The organism is Streptomyces sp. NPDC038213, from assembly GCF_055600495.1.
On the sequence record NZ_JBVJYM010000017.1, the window covers coordinates 70,492 to 87,293 of the forward strand.

Annotated in this window: 15 protein-coding genes; 8 read left to right on the plus strand and 7 right to left on the minus strand. The window is 76.7% G+C overall.

Annotation, left to right across the window (positions count from 1 at the left end):
• Positions 1-69 precede the first annotated feature (69 nt).
• The 3 genes from ACZ7JZ_RS22665 to ACZ7JZ_RS22675 all read right to left on the minus strand — a co-directional run bounded on the left by ACZ7JZ_RS22665 (position 70) and on the right by ACZ7JZ_RS22675 (position 4,047).
• Positions 70-1,407 (minus strand): hypothetical protein, encoded by a 1,338-nt coding sequence (locus ACZ7JZ_RS22665; protein ID WP_470942049.1) that lies wholly within the window; start codon positions 1,405-1,407, stop codon positions 70-72.
• 102 nt (positions 1,408-1,509) lie between these two features.
• Entirely contained in the window at positions 1,510-2,400 is an 891-nt protein-coding gene (locus ACZ7JZ_RS22670) for a YhjD/YihY/BrkB family envelope integrity protein (protein ID WP_470942051.1), read from the minus strand.
• Positions 2,401-2,574: 174 nt separating this feature from the next.
• Positions 2,575-4,047: a DEAD/DEAH box helicase gene (locus ACZ7JZ_RS22675; RefSeq protein WP_470942054.1), complete on the minus strand. Its 1,473-nt coding sequence runs from the start codon at positions 4,045-4,047 to the stop codon at positions 2,575-2,577.
• Positions 4,048-4,257: 210 nt separating this feature from the next.
• Between ACZ7JZ_RS22675 and ACZ7JZ_RS22680 the strand changes: the two genes are divergently transcribed.
• Positions 4,258-5,763 carry an APC family permease gene (locus ACZ7JZ_RS22680; RefSeq protein WP_470942057.1) on the plus strand — a complete coding sequence of 502 codons (1,506 nt, stop codon included), beginning with the start codon at positions 4,258-4,260 and terminating at the stop codon, positions 5,761-5,763.
• Between the two features lie 6 nt (positions 5,764-5,769).
• The gene (locus ACZ7JZ_RS22685; RefSeq protein ID WP_470942060.1) at positions 5,770-6,195 is read left to right on the plus strand and encodes a universal stress protein; all 426 of its coding nucleotides are present in this window, start codon (positions 5,770-5,772) and stop codon (positions 6,193-6,195) included.
• 82 nt (positions 6,196-6,277) lie between these two features.
• Here the strand turns inward: ACZ7JZ_RS22685 and nadE are convergent, their stop codons facing one another.
• Positions 6,278-7,108 (minus strand): ammonia-dependent NAD(+) synthetase, encoded by an 831-nt coding sequence (nadE, locus tag ACZ7JZ_RS22690; RefSeq protein ID WP_470942062.1) that lies wholly within the window; start codon positions 7,106-7,108, stop codon positions 6,278-6,280.
• Between the two features lie 434 nt (positions 7,109-7,542).
• Between nadE and ACZ7JZ_RS22695 the strand changes: the two genes are divergently transcribed.
• The 6 genes from ACZ7JZ_RS22695 to ACZ7JZ_RS22720 all read left to right on the plus strand — a co-directional run bounded on the left by ACZ7JZ_RS22695 (position 7,543) and on the right by ACZ7JZ_RS22720 (position 12,933).
• On the plus strand, positions 7,543-8,229 hold the full coding sequence (locus ACZ7JZ_RS22695) for a GNAT family N-acetyltransferase (protein ID WP_470942064.1): 687 nt from the start codon (positions 7,543-7,545) through the stop codon (positions 8,227-8,229).
• A gap of 53 nt (positions 8,230-8,282) precedes the next feature.
• On the plus strand, positions 8,283-9,221 hold the full coding sequence (locus ACZ7JZ_RS22700; RefSeq protein WP_470942066.1) for an AEC family transporter: 939 nt from the start codon (positions 8,283-8,285) through the stop codon (positions 9,219-9,221).
• Positions 9,222-9,382: 161 nt separating this feature from the next.
• Complete coding sequence (cbiE, locus tag ACZ7JZ_RS22705; protein ID WP_470942068.1) at positions 9,383-10,699, plus strand: precorrin-6y C5,15-methyltransferase (decarboxylating) subunit CbiE; 1,317 nt, start codon at positions 9,383-9,385, stop codon at positions 10,697-10,699.
• Positions 10,696-11,445, plus strand: a complete 750-nt coding sequence (gene cobM, locus ACZ7JZ_RS22710; protein WP_470942071.1) for a precorrin-4 C(11)-methyltransferase — start codon at positions 10,696-10,698, stop codon at positions 11,443-11,445. The genes cbiE and cobM overlap by 4 nt, the downstream gene beginning before the upstream one ends.
• Complete coding sequence (locus ACZ7JZ_RS22715; protein WP_470942075.1) at positions 11,435-12,277, plus strand: cobalt-precorrin-6A reductase; 843 nt, start codon at positions 11,435-11,437, stop codon at positions 12,275-12,277. Before cobM ends, ACZ7JZ_RS22715 begins: the two co-directional genes overlap by 11 nt.
• A complete protein-coding gene (locus ACZ7JZ_RS22720; protein ID WP_470942077.1) occupies positions 12,274-12,933 on the plus strand; it encodes a hypothetical protein in 660 nt (219 codons plus the stop codon). The genes ACZ7JZ_RS22715 and ACZ7JZ_RS22720 overlap by 4 nt, the downstream gene beginning before the upstream one ends.
• A 72-nt stretch (positions 12,934-13,005) precedes the next feature.
• On the opposite strand, the gene ACZ7JZ_RS22725 is transcribed toward ACZ7JZ_RS22720, so the two are convergent.
• From ACZ7JZ_RS22725 to cobG, 3 genes are all read right to left on the minus strand, one after another.
• A complete protein-coding gene (locus ACZ7JZ_RS22725) occupies positions 13,006-14,607 on the minus strand; it encodes a precorrin-2 C(20)-methyltransferase (RefSeq protein WP_470942080.1) in 1,602 nt (533 codons plus the stop codon).
• Between the two features lie 8 nt (positions 14,608-14,615).
• A complete protein-coding gene (locus tag ACZ7JZ_RS22730) occupies positions 14,616-15,263 on the minus strand; it encodes a precorrin-8X methylmutase (RefSeq protein ID WP_470942082.1) in 648 nt (215 codons plus the stop codon).
• Between the two features lie 62 nt (positions 15,264-15,325).
• Positions 15,326-16,675 (minus strand): precorrin-3B synthase, encoded by a 1,350-nt coding sequence (gene cobG / locus ACZ7JZ_RS22735; RefSeq protein ID WP_470942084.1) that lies wholly within the window; start codon positions 16,673-16,675, stop codon positions 15,326-15,328.
• Between the last annotated feature and the right edge of the window lie 127 nt (positions 16,676-16,802).

Below are 16,802 nucleotides of genomic sequence, written 5' to 3' on the forward strand. Positions count from 1 at the left end.
ACCCGGGCCCGCCCCCACATCGGGGCGGGCCCCGGTCGTGGTCCCGTCCTGGTCCCGGTCCTGCGGGGCTCAGGCGCGGGGGTGCGCCGGTGCGGCGGGTTCCCGGTCCCCGGGGGCCTGCGCGGGCTCCGCCGCCAGGAACTCCACCACCGCGAGGGCGAGGAGCAGGCAGAGGGCCAGTGCGGCCACCACCCAGCCGGTCGGGTAGTCCCACAGCAGGTAGGCGAGCAGGGCTGCCGCGGTCAGGCCCCAGACGAACCAGGCCCGGTGGCGGCGCACGAAGGGGCCGACCGGCCCGGTGCGCAGGCCGGCGCGGTCGGCGGTGGCCCGTACCGCCCCGATGCCCGAGGTCCACAGCCCGCGGACCAGCGCGGCGCGGCGGCCGGAGCCGGTGAGCCAGGCGGCGAGGGCGACGAGCACGCCGAGGGCGACGACCATCCGCACGGTGGTGGACAGGAAGTGCGTGAGCGCGTCGTAGACGGAACCGGCCGCCGCCTGCGAGACCTCCGCGGGCAGGGCGTCGAGGTAGACCACGCGGAAGACCCGCAGTCCGAGCCCGAGGACCAGGGCGCCCGCGGCGACGGCGAGGCCCGCGGCGACCAGGGCCCGGCGGCGGCGTACGGCCAGCAGCACCCCGGCGGCGGCGCACAGCAGGCCGAGTACGGGCAGCCAGGTGCCGGCCGCCTGGAGCAGGCGCACGTACGTCCGGGCCCGGCCGATCTGCTCGGACCGCACCAGTGTGATGTCCGTGCTGACCTCGGGGATCCGCCCGGCGGCCGCCAGTCCCCCGTCGACGAGCCGCTGCTTGACCTGTTCGACCACGGGTCCGAGGTCGAGCGTGGCGGTGTCCCCCTCCAGCCGGACGGCCCCGCCGCCGCTGCCGGTCAGGGCCTTGTCCACGGCGGCGTGGGCCCGGCGGTTGGCCTCCGTCCATACCGTGGCGAAGGCGTCGGAGGCGGTGAAGTCCCCCGCCCGGTCGCGGACGAAGCTGCCGACGGCCCCTTCGAGGGAGTCGCCGAGCTTGCCGAGGGCCTTCTCCGCGAGCGGGCGTTCGGCGGGGGCGACCCCGGTGAGCAGGGCCTGGAGGTCGATCCGGGACATCACCGCGCCGGTGACCCGGTCGGCCACGGCGGCCTGGATGTCGGGGTCGGCGGCCAGGGGGGCGACGGTCTCGACGTAGCGGTCGGTGTCCCCCACCTCGGCGGAGGCCCAGGAGGCCACGATCCCGAGGGGGGCGAGCAGGGCGGCGAAGACGATGAGCACGGCGGAGAGGAGGGAGCGGCCGCGGTGGCGCGGCGGCCGGGGCCGCGAGCCTTCGAGCACCGCCACGCGGGCGCGCAGCTCCGCGAGCTCCCGTGCGTCCGAGAGGGCGTCCCCGCGGGCCCGGGGCTGGTCGTCGGCGTCCACCGGCACCTCCTGCTGTTCGGAGCCTCGTCTCCGGCCAGCGAATCCCCACCCGGCCCGGCCCGCGAGGAGGGCGCGCCGTTCGGGTGAGCCGGCCGGGAGCGGTCAGCCGGACGGGGGCGCCGGCGGGTTTCCAGGGGACTCGGGGGCCCCGGGCGCCCGCGGGTGCTCCACCCGGCCCAGGTAGCGGCTCGGCAGCGGCCGGGCGGCGAGGACGGCGCCGGTGGTGAAGGAGAAGGCGAGCGCGGCGCTGATCACGATCAGCCAGGACAGCAGGGTGAGGACCAGCCCCAGCGCCCCGTACTCCGCGAGGGCCCGGTCGAGGGCGGCCGGCATGTACAGGCGGGCGGTCAGCGCCAGGGCGGTGAGGGATCCGGCGGCGAGCAGGGCGCCGGGCAGCAGGGGCAGCCAGGGCACGCGCTTGGCGAGCAGCAGGTGCTGGGTCCACAGCCACAGCCCGGTGCCGGCGAGGAAGGAGAGCACGGTTCCGAGCCACGGGCCGGCCCCGAATCCGCTGCGGACCGGGCCCAGGAACAGCAGGAACAGCAGCAGGGCGAGCAGCCACACCAGCCAGCGCCAGGCGGCGATGCGCGTCTTCGCCTTGGGCAGCTGCCAGGCGCGCTCGCAGATCCGGGCCATGGCCCGGCTGAAGCTGGTGGCCGAGACGAGGGCCAGCAGGAGGCCGACGGCGCCGCTGGTCTCCCGTACGGTCTCGTCGGCGGACCCGTCGAGGACCATCTGCAGCTGCTGGTCGGCGGCCCCGGCGAGCCCGAACACGGCCCGCAGCGAGTCCCGGAGCTGGTCGCGCACGGCGAGCGGGGCGAAGGCGGCCACGGCGAACAGCAGGGGTACGGCGGCCAGGAAGGCCTGCGCCGCCAGCCGGGTGCCCGCCTCCAGGAGGTTCCCGGACGCCAGCCGGCCGGCGAGTTCGGTGAGCACGGGGAAGCGCCGCTCGGCCCCGGCCCGCAGGGCCCGCACCCGGGCCGTCCACGCCATCGCGCCTCCCGTCCCGGCCGTGCCGCCTGCGCACCCGCGGTCCCGGGCGCCCGCGCCGGCCCGGACCGCCCGACGGGCCGCCGCGGCCGCCGGCGCGCGCGGTCCCCGCCATTCGACGGGACGGCGGGCGCGCGGGCCAGCGGCGGGGGCCCGTACGGGGGATGCGGCCCCCGGCTACTTCCCGCGGCGGACCCGGGCGGCCCGGCGGGCCTCGGCGGCCTGGCGGGCCTCCGAGGCCCGCCGCGACGGCTGCTTGCCCGGGCGCGATCCGATGCCCTTGAAGCCCAGCTCGGGCTGCTTCCTGCCCTTGCCGCCGGAGCCGCCGGCACCCGGGGCGCCGCCCGCAGGCTCCTTCGCCCCGGTGATCCGGGCCAGCTCGGCCTCGCCCGGCTTGATCGTGGTGCTCTGCGGGCGGATGCCCGCCTCGGCCATCAGCGCGGCGACCTCGCGGCGGCGCCCGGCGGTCACCAGGGTGACCACGGTGCCCGTGCCGCCCGCGCGACCGGTGCGCCCGGCCCGGTGCAGGTAGTCCTTGGGGTCGGCCGGGGGGTCCACGTTGACCACGAGGTCGAGGTCGTCGATGTCCAGTCCGCGGGCGGCCACGTTGGTGGCGACCAGCACGCTGACCGCGCCCGTGCGGAACTGCTCCAGGGTGTGCGTGCGCTGCGGCTGGGACTTGCCGCCGTGCAGTGCGGCCGCGCGCACCCCGCTGTCCTTCAGCAGCCGGGTGAAGCGGTCCACGGCCTGCTTGGTGTCCAGGAACATGATCACGCGGCCCTCGCGGGAGGCGATCCGGACGGCCGCGTCGAAGCGGTCGGCGCCGTGCACGTGCAGCACGTGGTGCTCCGTCGCGCCGCCGGCCCCGGCCCCGGCGGCCGGGTCGACGGAGTGCACGGCGGGATCGGTCAGGTAGCGGCGGACCAGCAGGTCCACGTCCCCGTCGAGGGTGGCGGAGAACAGCATCCGCTGCCCGCCCGGCCGCACCAGCCCGAGCAGCTCGGTGACCTGCGGCAGGAAGCCGAGGTCGCACATCTGGTCGGCCTCGTCGAGCACGGTGACGGCCACGGCGTCGAGCCGGCAGTCGCGGCGCGCGACCAGGTCGGCCAGCCGGCCGGGCGTGGCGACCAGCACCTCGGCGCCCTCGCGCAGCGCCGCGGCCTGCCGGTTCAGGGCCAGCCCGCCGACGGCGGTGGCCAGGCGCAGGCCGAGGGCCTCCCCGTACGGGGTGAGGACCCCGGCGACCTGCTGGGCCAGTTCGCGGGTGGGGACGAGCACCAGGGCCAGCGGCTGCTTGGCCGCGGCCCGCCGGCCCGCCGTACGGGCGAGCAGGGCGAGCCCGAAGGCCAGGGTCTTGCCGGAGCCGGTGCGGGCCCGGCCCAGCACGTCCCGGCCCGCGAGGGCGCTCGGCAGGGTGGCCGCCTGGACCGGGAAGGGGGCGGTGACCCCGCGGGCCGCGAGCACGTCCAGCAGCGGCCGGGGCAGGCCCAGCGCCTCGAAGGTGGCGGAGGCTGCGGGGGCCCCGGGCGCACCAGCCGGGGTCGCGGCGGGGGCGTCCGCAGGAGCGGGGTCCTCCGTACGGGCGGGGTCCTCCGCAGGAGCGGGGCTGTTCGTACGGGCGGGGTCGTTCGTACGGGCGGAGCCGTCCACGGAAGAACCATCCTCGTGTCGCGCGCGGCGAGCGGATCCCCGTGCGGCCGTAAAGCGGTCATTTTAGCCGACCGGGCCCCGCCGGCCCGGCCCGCCGCGGCAGCGCCGACCGGGGGCGGGGCCGCACCGGCGCGGTACGGCCCCCGGTCAGCGGCCGCCGCTCCCCCGCCCCGCCGTGCGCGCCGCCCCCCGGTGCCGCACGATGCCTACATGAGCGAGGACAGCGCGGAGGGCGCCCCGCAGACCGAGGGGCTCAAGGCCGATGCGATCGGATTCCTCGACGCACTCGTCATCGGCCTGAACTCCACCTCGCCCGCCTACTCCCTGGCCGCCGCGCTCGGCCCGATCGTGGCGCTCGTGGGGATCTACGCCCCCGGGGTGATGCTGGCGTCGTTCGTGCCGATGCTGCTGATCGCGGCCGCGTTCTACTACCTGAACAAGGTCGACCAGGACTGCGGTACGACCTTCTCCTGGGTGACCCGGGCCATGGGCCCCTGGGCCGGCTGGATGGGCGGCTGGGCCATCGCCATGACCGGCGTGCTCGTGATCGGCTCGCTCGCCGACGTGGCCGTGCGGTTCGGGCTGCTGGCCGTCGGCCTCGACGGGGCCGCCGGGAACGAGTGGATCCGCCAGTCCCTCACCGTGCTCGTGATCCTCGTGATGACGGCGGTGTGTGTGATCGGCACCGAGATGTCGGCGCGGCTCCAGGACGTGCTCATCCTCGCCCAGGTGTTCTTCCTGCTGGTCTTCGCCCTGGTGGCGATCGGCAAGGTGTACGCGGGCACCGGCACCGCCGACTCCGTGGAACCCGCCCTGCACTGGCTGAACCCCTTCGGCGCGGGCGGGGCCGCCCTCACCGGCGGGCTCCTCCTCGGCGTGTTCATCTACTGGGGCTGGGAGTCCGCCGTGAACCTCACGGAGGAGGTCGAGGACTCCGCGACCGCGCCCGGGAAGGCAGGCCTCTGGTCGACGGTGGTGCTGCTCGTCACCTACCTGTCCGTCGGGATCGCCGTGGTCGCGTACGCGGGCCCCGCCTTCCTCGCGGACAACGCCGCCGAGGAGGAGGCGGTCTTCGCGGTCCTCGCCCACGAGGTGATGGGCGGCTGGGACTGGGTGGTGCTGCTCGCGGTCTGCACCTCGGCCCTGGCCTCCACCCAGACCACGATCATCCCGGCCTCCCGCACCGCCCTGTCCATGGCCCGCCGCAAGGCCCTGCCGGACGGGCTGGCGCACATCCACCCGCGGTTCCGCACCCCCGACGTGAGCACCTGGTGGGTGGCCGGCATCGCCATCGCCTGGTACCTGGTCGTGAACCGGATCAGCGAGAACGCCCTCTTCGACTCGCTGACCGCCCTGTCCCTGCTGATCGCCTTCTACTACGCGCTGACCGGCCTGGCCTGCGCGATCTACTACCGCCGGCACCTGACCGAGAGCCTGCACAACTTCCTGCTCATCGGGGTCGGCCCGGTGGTCGGCGCGGCCCTGCTGGCCTGGCTGCTCGTCGAGTCGGTCGTCGACATGGGCGACCCGGAGAACTCGTACAGCGGGGTGTCGTGGTTCGGGCTCGGGCCGCCGCTGGTGATCGGCATCGGGATCCTGGTGACCGGCGTGCTCGTGATGCTGTTCTGGCGGCTGAGGTCCGGCGTCTACTGGCAGGAGCGCCGCGGGGTGGCCGATCCGGCCCTCGTGCACCGCGGCCGCGAACACGAGGGGTGACCGGCGATGTCCGTGGTCCTCGGGTACGACGAATCGCCCGGCGCGGAGCGCGCGCTGCGGGTGGCGATCGAGGTGGCGGCAGCCTTCGGCGAGCCGCTGGTCCTGGTCTTCGGGGCGGCCGCCCCGGGCGGGGTCGGCGAGGAGTACCGCTCGCACCAGGAGGCCGTGCGGCAGGCGGGGCGCAGTGCGCTCACCCGGGCCGTGGAGGCGGCCGACGAGGCCGGGGTCCCCACGGCGGTGGAGATCGTCGACGCCCGGCCGGCGCAGGCCCTGCTGGAGGCCGCGGAGCGGCACGGCGGCCGGGTGATCGTGGTCGGCAGCTGGGGGGAGAGCCCGATCCGCGGGGCACTGCTCGGCTCCACCCCGCACAAGCTGCTGCACCTGTCCCCGCTGCCGGTGCTGTGCGTGCCGACGGAGCCGCCGGAGGGCTGAGCGGGGGACGGCCGCGCCCGGGCCGCGGGGCCCGGGCGCGCCGCGCCGTGCGGCGTGGTGCGCCGCGCTGTGCGGCGGTGTGTCAGGGGGCGATCGGGAGCTGCCGCTTGTGCTCGGTCATCCGGTACCGGCGCACGATCGCGTCGTACGCCGCCCCGCCGACCGGCTTCCCCTCCAGGAAGTCGTCGATGTCGTCGTACGTGACCCCGAGGGCGTCCTCGTCGGGCTTGCCCGGGTCGAGGGTCTCCAGGTCTGCGGTGGGGGTCTTCCAGACCAGTTCCGCCGGGGCGCCGAGCCGGTCGGCGAGGGCGCGGACCCGGCGCTTGGTGAGGCCGGTGAGCGGGACCAGGTCGGCGGCGCCGTCGCCGAACTTGGTGAAGAATCCGGAAACCGCCTCGGCCGCGTGGTCGGTGCCGACGACCAGGCCGTCGTGCGCGCCCGCGACGGCGTACTGGGCGATCATGCGCTGGCGGGCCTTGATGTTCCCGTGGACGAAGTCCTCGTGGTGGGCGTCGCGGAAGGCCACCCCGGCGGCGCGGGAGGCCTCCAGGGCCGCGTCGCTCGCGGGCTTGACGTCCACGGTGAGCACCTGGTCGGCGGCGATGACGGAGAGGGCGAGCTGGGCGTCCTTCTCGTCGCCCTGGACCCCGTACGGCAGGCGCATCGCGTAGAAGACCGCCTCGTGGCCCGCGGACCGGGCCCGCTCCACGGCGAGCTGGCAGAGCCGGCCGGCGGTGGTGGAGTCGACCCCGCCGCTGATGCCGAGGACGAGGGAGCGCAGCCCGGTGGAGGTGAGCCGGCCGGCGAGGAAGGCCACCCGGCGCTCGATCTCGGCGTCCGCGTCGAACTGGTCGGGCACCTGGAGCTCGCGGGCGATCTCCTGCTGCAGGTCGGTGGGCGCCGCGTCGGTCACGGGGTGCTCCTCGGGGGGTCGTGGGGGTCGTTCCGTCGTGCGTGCCGCACGCATCCGACTCTACGGGAGCACCCGGGGCCCGCCGGGGCCGGGAAGGGGTCGGCGGACGGGGGGCCGGCAGGGGAACGGACGGGGGCCGGGAGGCCGCCCCGGCGGTCCTCTCGGAAGGGCCCCGCGGGGGGCGGCGGGCGGGGTCGTGCAGGGGCTCGCGGAAGGGGTCGGCGGCGGGCCGCGAGCGGGGTCGCGGAAGGGGGCGCGCCGAGGCCCCCGCAGGGCCGTTCGGCACGGGCCCGATCGCCGGGTTTCACCTGGTTGACCGCCGCCCTTTACCTTCTCTTTTCCCACTCGGAGGTGCGGCTGTCGCACACTGTCCCACCAGCCTCAGCCGTGACCCGGTGGGAGGCGTTCCGACTCCCAAAAGGACCGAAGGCTCCGTGCCCGTATCCGTAGTCCTCACCGGCCGCTGCGTGCGGCTGGAGCCCCTCGCAGCGCACCACGCAGAGGCACTCGCCGAAGCCGGCGCGGAGGATCGTACGACTTATGCCTTCACTCCGGTGCCCCAGGGCCCGGAGGCGGCGCACCAGTACATCGCCCGTGCCCTCGCGGACCGGGACGCGGGCCGCTGCCTGCCCTTCGCGGTGGTCCGCACCGCGGACGGCCGGGTGGTCGGCTCGACCCGGTTCCTCGAACTCGACTACTGGCAGGGCCCGCTCGTGTGGCCCTGCGTGCCGGGCGTGCCCTACGGGGATCCGGCCACCGCCGTGCCCGACGCGGCGGAGATCGGCAACACCTGGCTCGCGCAGAGCGCCCAGGGCACCGGGATCAACGCCGAGGCGAAGCTGCTGATGCTGCGGCACGCCTTCGAGACCTGGGGGGTGCGCCGGATCTCGCTGCGGGCCGACGCCCGCAACACCCGCTCGCGCGCGGCGATCGAGCGGATCGGCGCCACCTGCGAGGGGGTGCGCCGGGCCCATTCGCGCGGGCTCGACGGGGCCGTGCGCAGTACGGCGTTCTACTCGATCCTCGATGAGGAGTGGCCGGCCGTGCGGGCCATCCTCCAGCTGCGGATCGCGCCCTCGGCGGTCTCCCCCGCCGCCCTCAGCCGGATGATCATGGCCTGAGTCCGCCTCGACCCGCCTCCCGGCCCCTGCGGGGGGTGGGGCATGCTGACGCGGTGACGCACGGGGCACTGACGGGGTTCGCCGCTTTCCTGCCCATCTGGGCCGTCACCGGCACGGGCTGGGCGGCGGGCCGGTACCAGGTGCTGGGGCCGCACGCCGCGGGGGTGCTGGGGCGGTTCGCCTTCGCCTTCGCGATGCCGGCGCTGCTGTTCCTGACGATGTCCCGGTCCCGGCCGGCCGATCTGGCCCGGCCGGGCGTCGTCGTGTTCGCGCTCAGCCTGCTGGCGGTGTTCGCGCTGGCGCAGCTGCTCGGGCACCGGGTCTTCCGGCGGGGCCGGGGCGACCGGGCCATCGCCTCGATGGCGGCGGCGTACGTGAACTCGGCGAACCTGGGCATCCCGGTGGCCGTGCACGTCCTGCACGACACCTCGTTCGTCGTGGCCGCGGCCCTCTTCCAGACCCTGCTGGTCACCCCGCTGATCCTGGTCCTGATCGACCTCGACGTGCGGCGCGGGGCCCCGGACCGGTTCCGGCGGCTGCTGAGCCTGCCCCTGCGCAACCCCGTGGTGGCCGCCTCGGGCGCGGGGCTCGCGGTGGCGGCGTCCGGGCACCCGCTGCCGGGGTGGGCGGTGGAGCCGCTGGAGCTGCTGGGCGGGGCAGCCGTGCCGGCCGCGCTGTTCGCGCTCGGGCTCTCGCTGCACACCCGGGCCCGGCCGGACGCGGAGGGGCGCGCGGAGCGGCGGGTGCTGGTGGCCCTGAAGGTGGCCGGGCAGCCGCTGCTGGCGTACGCGGTGGGCCGCTGGGCCTTCGGGCTGGAGGGGCACGCCCTGCTGTCGGTGGTGCTGGTGGCCGGGCTGCCGACGGCCCAGAACGCCTTCCTGTTCGCCTCGGAGTACCGGCTCGACGCGGACCTGGCCCGGGACGCGGTCCTGATGTCCACGCTGTGCTCGATGGTCTCCCTGTCGGTCATCACCTGGCTGCTGGCCGCCTGAGCCGTCCCCCGGATCCCGGCGGGGCCCGAAGCCGCGTACCAATCCGCCGCCCACCAGGAGTTACCGTAGGTAACATCACATCTTCCGGGGCAGCCGGGACCACCCGTCCGGCGGACAGTAGAGTGCGGATCCGTCCCCTTCAGATCCCGAGGTACCCGGCAGTGAGCTCCACGGCGCCCCCGCCCCCCACGACGCCCGCACCGACCCTCGTCGTCGGGATCGGAGCCGACGGCTGGGCCGGGCTCGGGCCCGCCGCCCGGCAGGCCCTCGGCGCGGCCGAGGTGCTGATCGGCGGGGTGCGGCAGCTGGACCTGCTGCCCGCCGCCGACTGCCCCGGCGAGCGGGTGCCCTGGCCGGTGCCGCTGCGGCCCGCCGTACCGAAGCTGCTCGCCGAGCACGCCGGGCGCCGGATCGCCGTACTGGCCAGCGGGGACCCCATGTTCTACGGGATCGGGCGGGCCCTGGCCGAGGAGCTGGGCCCGGAGCGGCTGCACGTGCTGCCCCACCCCTCCTCCGTCTCCTACGCCTGCGCCCGGCTCGGCTGGCCCGCCGAGGACACCGGGGTGGTCACCCTGGTGGGCCGCCCCGCGGCCCGGCTGGCCGCCGCCCTGCACCACGGCCGCCGGCTGCTGGTGCTCTCCGCGAACGGCGGCACCCCGGCGGAGGTGGCCGCCCTGCTGCGGGACCGCGGCTTCGGGCCCAGCCGGATGACCGTGCTCGAACAGCTCGGCTCCGAGCGCGAGGACGCCTACGCGGGCACGGCCGACGGCTGGGACCGTCCGGCCGGAGACCCGCTGAACGTCGTCGCCGTCGAATGCGCCCGCGCCCCGGGCGCCCCGCGGCTGGCGGCCGTACCCGGACTGCCCGACGCCGCGTACGAGCACGACGGGCAGCTGACCAAGCGGCACGTGCGCGCGGTGACCCTGGCCGCCCTCGCCCCCGCCCCCGGCGAACTGCTCTGGGACGTGGGCGGCGGCTCCGGCTCCATCGCCATCGAGTGGATGCGCACGCACCCGTCCTGCCGGGCCGCGAGCGTGGAGCGCGACCCGGTGCGCGCCGAGCGCATCGCCCGCAACGCCGAGCGGCTGGGCGTGCCGGGGCTGCGGATCGTGACCGGCGCGGCGCCCGGGGCCCTCGACGGACTGCCCGCGCCCGACGCCGTGTTCATCGGCGGCGGTCTCACCGCCCCCGGCCTGCTGGCGGCCTGCTGGGACGCGCTCCCGGCGGGCGGGCGGCTGGTCGCCAACACCGTGACCCTGGAGTCCGAGGCCCTGCTCGCCGGCTGGTACCGGCAGCACGGCGGGGAGCTCGTGAAGCTCGCGGTCTCGCACTCGGTGCGGGTGGGCGCCTTCACCGGCTGGCGGCAGGCCATGCCGATCACCCAGTGGTCCGTCACCAAACCGCACGCCGGCGCCCCGGGCCCGCCCGGCGCCGCCCCCGTACCCGTCCCGGGCACCACCTCAGGAGACCAGTCATGACCGTGTACTTCATCGGAGCGGGCCCCGGCGCCGCCGACCTGATCACGGTGCGCGGCGCCCGTACCCTCGCCGCCTGCCGGGTCTGCCTGTACGCGGGCAGCCTGGTCCCGCAGGAACTGCTGGCCGAATGCCCCCCGGACGCGCGCCTGGTGGACACCGCGCAGCTGACCCTGGACGAGATCGTCGGCGAGCTGGTGCGGGCCCACGAGGCGGGGCTGGACGTGGCCCGGCTGCACTCCGGCGACCCGTCGGTGTTCAGCGCGGTCGCCGAGCAGATGCGCCGGCTGGACGCGGCCGGGGTGCCGTACGAGGTCGTGCCGGGCGTACCGGCCTTCGCGGCGGCCGCGGCGGCCCTCAAGCGGGAGCTGACCGTACCGACGGTGGGCCAGACCGTGATCCTGACCCGGATCGCCCAGCAGGCCACCCCCATGCCGGAGGGCGAGGACCTGGCGACCCTGGGGCGCAGCGGGGCCCTGCTGGTGCTGCACCTGGCGACGCGGTACGCGGACCGGGTGGTGGCCGAGCTGCTGCCGCACTACGGCGCCGACTGCCCGGCCGCGGTGGTGGCCATGGCCAGCCGCCCGGACGAGCTGGTCATCCGCGGCACGCTCGGCGAGATCGCGGAGCGCGTGAAGGAGGCGGGCATCGTCCGCACGGCGGTCATCCTCGTCGGCCGCACCCTGGGCGCCGAGCAGTTCCGCGACAGCCACCTGTACTCGGCCGAACGCGACCGGCATGCCTGCTGATCCGGGGGGACCGGCCGGTCCCCCCGGCGGCGCGGCTGCCGGGGGTGGCTCCGGCGGCCGCGGGCACGTGCTGGTCCTCGGCGGGACGACCGAGGGCCGGCGGCTGGCCGAGGCCCTGCACGGCGGTGCGGAGGCGGCTCCCGGCAGCGGGTTCCGCGTCACGAGTTCGCTGGCCGGCCGGGTCGCGAACCCGGTGCTGCCGCCCGGGGAGACGCGGGTCGGCGGGTTCGGCGGGCCCGAGGGGCTGGCTGCCTGGCTGGCCGAGCACCGCGTGACCCGGCTGGTGGACGCCACGCACCCCTTCGCGCAGCGGATGAGCTTCCACGCGGCGGCCGCGGCGCGCGCCGCGGGCGTCCCCCTGCTGGCCCTGCGCCGGCCCTCCTGGCAGCCGCAGCCCGGGGACCGCTGGCACCGGGTGCCGAGCACGGCCGCGGCGGCCGCGGCCCTGCCGGGGCTGGGCCGGCGGGTGTTCCTGACCACCGGCCGCCAGGAGCTGGCCGCCTTCGCGCACCTGGACGGGCTGTGGTTCCTGGTGCGCTCGGTGGACCCGCCGGAGCCCCCGCTGCCGCCGTCGGCGCGGATCCTGCTGGCCCGGGGGCCGTTCACCGCGGAGGGCGAGCGCGCACTGCTGCGCGAGCACCGCATCGAGGTGCTGGTGACCAAGGACAGCGGCGGCTCCGCGACCGCCCCCAAGCTGGCGGCGGCCCGCGCCGCCGGGATCCCGGTGGTGGTCGTCGACCGCCCGCCGGTACCGCCGGGCGTGGCCGAAGCGGCCTCCGTGGCCGAGGCGCTGGCCTGGCTGTCCGAGCCCTCGCCTACCCTCGAAGGATGATCACGATCCTGATGACCGACGCGGGTCCGGTGGCCCCCGACGCCCCCGTGTCCCGTACGGGCGGCCTGCCCCTGGCCCCGCCCGGCACCGCGTGGCCGCACTGCGCGGAGTGCGCGGGCCCGCTGGGCTTCCTCGCCCAGCTGTACCCGGCCGACGCGCCCCGCGCCGCGGGCGGCCCGGGTGCGGGCGCCGCGGAGGCGGGGGTCACGGCCGTGTTCATGTGCCGCAACAACCCCGGCCTGTGCGAGGAGTGGGACCCCTTCGCCGGGGGGACGCTGGCCCTGCACTTCCCCGCCTCGGAAGCCGCCGCGCTGGTCCCGATGGAGGCGCCCGAGGGGGACGAGGTGCTGCTCGACGAGGTCCGCTCGATCGCGTACGAGCCGGCGGAGGGGCTGCCGTACGAGGACGCCGCGCCCGCGTGGGCGGAGCGGACCGGGCGCGACGAGCGGGAGGTGCTCGGCCAGTGGGGCGGGTCGCCGTTCTGGCTCCAGTACGAGGAGGTGCCCGACTGCCCCGGCTGCTCCCGCCCGATGGCCTTCACGGCCCAGCTGGAGGAGGGTCCCGACCCGGCCACGGCGATGAACTTCGGCTCGGGCAGCGCGTACCTGCACCACTGCACGCCCTGCGGGCGGGCCGCGTTCCTCTGGCAGTGCTGAACGCGCCCGCCCCCGCCGGGTGCGGAACCGGGCGGGGGCGGGCGGGTACGGGCACTGGTAGAGCTGACCGGGTCAGTCCCGGGGCGCCTCCGGGTAGCGGCGCGGGGTCCACGCCAGGCGGGTGCCGTCGGCGCGCTCGGTGACCCGCGTCTGCGAGGAGCCGACCAGCAGGATCGTGCGCATGTCCACCTCGGCCGGGTCCAGGGTGCCCAGGGTGAGCACCCGCACCGACTGCTGCGGGCCGCCCACGTCCCGGGCGACGACCACCGGGGTGGCGGCCCCGCGCAGTTCCACCAGCAGGTCGCGGGCCTGGCCCACCTGGTGGGTGCGGCTGCGCGAACCGGGGTTGTACAGCGCGAGCACCAGGTCGGCCGCGGAGGCCGCGCGCAGCCGCTCCGCGATCACCTCCCAGGGCTTGAGCCGGTCGGAGAGGGAGACCGTGGCGTAGTCGTGGCCCAGCGGGGCGCCGGCCGCCGCGGCGGCCGCGTTGGCGGCGGTCACGCCGGGGAGGACCCGTACCGGCACGTCCTTGTACGCGTCCTGCCCGGCGGCCTCCAGTACGGCGGTGGCCATGGCGAACACGCCCGGGTCGCCGCCGGAGACCACGGCCACCCGCTGCCCGCGGCGGGCCAGGTCGAGGGCGAACTCGGCGCGCTCCGCCTCGACCTTGTTGTCGGAGCCGTGCCGGACCTGCCCGGGGCGCACGGGCACCCGGTCGAGGTAGGTGGTGTAGCCGATCAGGACCTCGGCGTCGGCCAGGGCCCGCCGGGTCTCCGGGGTCAGCCACAGCGGCCCGGCCGGACCGGTGCCGACCACGGTGACCGCGCCGGGCCCGGAGGGCTTCGCCCCGGGGTTGCCGATCCGGCTGGGGAGCACGGCGACGGAGAAGTACGGCACGGAGTCCGGGTCGGTGTCCGCGAGGAGTCCGGTCCGCTCCCCCGCCATCGTGGCGCGCTCCACGTACCGGGCCTCGGGCAGCCGCCCCGAGGCCTCCATCGCCCGCCGCACGGCGGGGAAGGTCCGGCCGAGCTTCATCACCACGGCGGAGTCGGTGGCCGCGAGGCGGGCGGTGAGCTCCTCCTCCGGGAGGGTGCCCGGCAGGATGGTCAGCACCTCCTCGCCCTCGACGAGCGGGGTCTGGAGCCGGGCGGCCGCGGCGCTGACCGAGGTCACGCCGGGGATCACCTCGGTCTCGTACCGGTCGGCCAGCCGCTTGTGCATGTGCATGTACGAGCCGTAGAAGAGCGGGTCGCCCTCGGCGAGCACGGCCACGGTGCGGCCGGCGTCCAGGTGGGCGGCGAGGCGGGCCGCGGCGGAGGCGTAGAACTCCTCCATCGCGCCCTGGTAGCCGCCCGGGTGGTCGGTGGTCTCGGTGGTGACCGGGTAGACCAGCGGCTCCTCGACGTGGTCCGCGCGCAGGTGCTTCGCGGCGATGGAGCGGGCGATGGAGCGGCCGTGCCGGGCGCTGTGGTACGCCACGACATCGGCCTCCGCGATGACCTCGACGGCGCGCAGGGTCATGAGGGAGGGGTCGCCGGGGCCGAGCCCGACGCCGTACAGGCGGCCCGGGGCGGCGGGCCGCCCGGCAGCGGCGGCACCCGCTGCGCCGGTCTCCCCGCCGTTCGCCCCGCCCGTGGTGCCGGCGCCCGTCCCGGCGCTCGTGTCGGCGCTCATGTCGGCGCTCACTCCTCCTCGCTCGCAATGGCGTTGACCGCCGCCGCGGCGATGGCGCTGCCGCCGCGGCGGCCGCGCACGATCAGGTGCTCCAGCCCGGAGGGGTGCGCGGCGAGGGCCTCCTTGGACTCGGCCGCCCCGATGAAGCCGACGGGCACGCCGATGACCGCGGCGGGGCGGGGAGCGCCCTCCTCGATCATCTCCAGCAGCCGGAACAGCGCGGTGGGGGCGTTCCCGACGGCGACGACGGAACCCTCCAGCAGGCCGCGGTCGCGCCAGAGTTCGAGGGCGGCGGCGCTGCGCGTCGTGCCCATCTTCGCGGCGAGCTCCGGCACGGCCGGGTCGGAGAGGGTGCACAGCACCTCGTTGTCCGCGGGCAGGCGCTTGCGGGTGACCCCGCTCGCGACCATCTGCACGTCGCACAGGACCGGGGCGCCCGCGTGCAGCGCCGCGCGGGCGTTCAGCACCACGTCGGGCGTGTACCCGAGGTCCCGGGTGAGGTCCGTCATCCCGCAGGCGTGGATCATGCGCACCGCGACCTGCGCGACCGAGGCCGGCAGCCCGGCGAGATCCGACTCGGCGCGGATCGTGGCAAAGGACTGCCGGTAGATCGCGGCGCCGTCCTTCTCGTACTCGAACACTGTGTTCTCGCTCATCTCTTCACTGCTGTACGGGTCTTCACGTGCTGCGGGCTTGCGGGCTTGCGGGCTTGCGGGTCCTACGGATCACCGGGGGCGGCGGATGCGGCGGATGCGGATTCCGGTGCGGAACCCGCCCCCGCCAGCAGGGCGGCGATCCCCTCCGGCGGCACGCCGGTGCGCTCCGGCAGCCCCGGAGCCCGTACGGCGTACCCGCCGGGCGCCGCGACGAGGTCCACCCAGGCCGTGCCGCGGGGGTGCCCGCAGCGGCGTTCGCAGCCGGACCAGTGCACCGGGGCCCCGGGGGGACCGGCCTGCCGCTGCGCCACCGACCGGGCGTCGGCGCGCACGTCGGCCAGCGATTTCGCGCACCCGGGCCGTCCGGTGCAGGCGGTGACCCCTTCCCAGGGGCCGTCCGGCTCCACCGCCAGCCCGGCCGCGGCCAGCAGGGCGGCGGCGTCCGCGGGGGCCCGTACGGGGGCGTCGGGCACGACGACCGTACGCCACGGGGTCATCCGCAGCTCCCCCCGGCCGTGCCGGGCGACCTGGGCCAGGGCCCCGAGCTGCAGCGCGGACAGCCGGCCGAGCGGGGGCCGCACGCACAGGGTCGCAGCCGCCTGCGCCGCGGCGTCCGGGGCCGGGACGCGCCCGGTCCGCGGCGGCTCGCCGTACGGCCAGTCCACCTCCGCCACCGCCTGGGCGGTGAGCCCGTCCGCCAGCAGACGGCCTGTCAGAACACTTACGTCAAAGGGTTGTTCGGGGGGCAGCTCGGCGACCCGCCAGGCGCCGGTGCCGGCGGCCGCGGCGAGTTCGAGGAAGTGTCCGGCGGCCGCCAGCGCCGCCCGCGCGGCCTGCGCCGCCGGTACGGCGGCGGCCCCGCGGGCCGCGCCGGGCCGCACCAGCGCGCGGCCGTCCGGCAGCCCGAGCACGGTGATGTCGGGCGCGAGCGCCGCGACGTCCCCGCGCCCGTCGTCGAAGGCGAACAGGAACCGTCCGGAGAGGGCCGCGGCCCAGGGGCTCGCGCACAGCAGCCGGTCGAACTCCGCCACCCAGGGCAGCACATCGGGCCGACCGCCTCCGCCGGTGCCCGACATCGGACTGGCCACGATGTTGCGCACCCTCTCGTGGCCCGGCGCGGGCAGCAGCCCGGCCCCGTCGAGTACGGCGGCCAGTGCGGTCCCGCAGCCGTCGGCGAGTCCGCGCAGCTGGACGTTGCCGCGCGAGGTCAGGTCGACGTGCCCGTCGCCGAACCGGTCGGCGGCCCGCGCGAGCGCGGCGGCCTGCCGGACCGTGAGCAGCCCGCCGGGTATCCGGACCCGGGCGAGGAACCCGTCGTCCGCCGCGTGCAGGCGCAGCGCGCCGGGGCAGGCGTCGCCGCGCTCCCGTATGACGGGTTCGTCCCGGGATGCGGTGGAGGGGGGCGGGGGCATGGCGGCGAGCATACCCACGATTACACGCCCCCGACCTGTGGCCGTCGCCACCCCGGGCTCCGCCCCGGACCCCGATACCGTGCGCTCCGCGCCCGGTGCGCTCAATCTCCCCCAGACTTTGCCCGGG

Excerpts from the sequence above, each read along its gene's own strand:
- ACZ7JZ_RS22670 (WP_470942051.1), bottom strand. The coding sequence starts at position 2,400 with ATGGCGTGGACGGCCCGGGTGCGGGCCCTGCGGGCCGGGGCCGAGCGG.
- ACZ7JZ_RS22680 (WP_470942057.1), top strand. The coding sequence starts at position 4,258 with ATGAGCGAGGACAGCGCGGAGGGCGCCCCGCAGACCGAGGGGCTCAAG.
- ACZ7JZ_RS22685 (WP_470942060.1), top strand. The coding sequence starts at position 5,770 with ATGTCCGTGGTCCTCGGGTACGACGAATCGCCCGGCGCGGAGCGCGCG.
- cobM (WP_470942071.1), top strand. The coding sequence starts at position 10,696 with ATGACCGTGTACTTCATCGGAGCGGGCCCCGGCGCCGCCGACCTGATC.
- ACZ7JZ_RS22715 (WP_470942075.1), top strand. The coding sequence starts at position 11,435 with ATGCCTGCTGATCCGGGGGGACCGGCCGGTCCCCCCGGCGGCGCGGCT.
- ACZ7JZ_RS22720 (WP_470942077.1), top strand. The coding sequence starts at position 12,274 with ATGATCACGATCCTGATGACCGACGCGGGTCCGGTGGCCCCCGACGCC.
- ACZ7JZ_RS22725 (WP_470942080.1), bottom strand. The coding sequence starts at position 14,607 with ATGAGCGCCGACACGAGCGCCGGGACGGGCGCCGGCACCACGGGCGGG.
- ACZ7JZ_RS22730 (WP_470942082.1), bottom strand. The coding sequence starts at position 15,263 with ATGAGCGAGAACACAGTGTTCGAGTACGAGAAGGACGGCGCCGCGATC.
- cobG (WP_470942084.1), bottom strand. The coding sequence starts at position 16,675 with ATGCCCCCGCCCCCCTCCACCGCATCCCGGGACGAACCCGTCATACGG.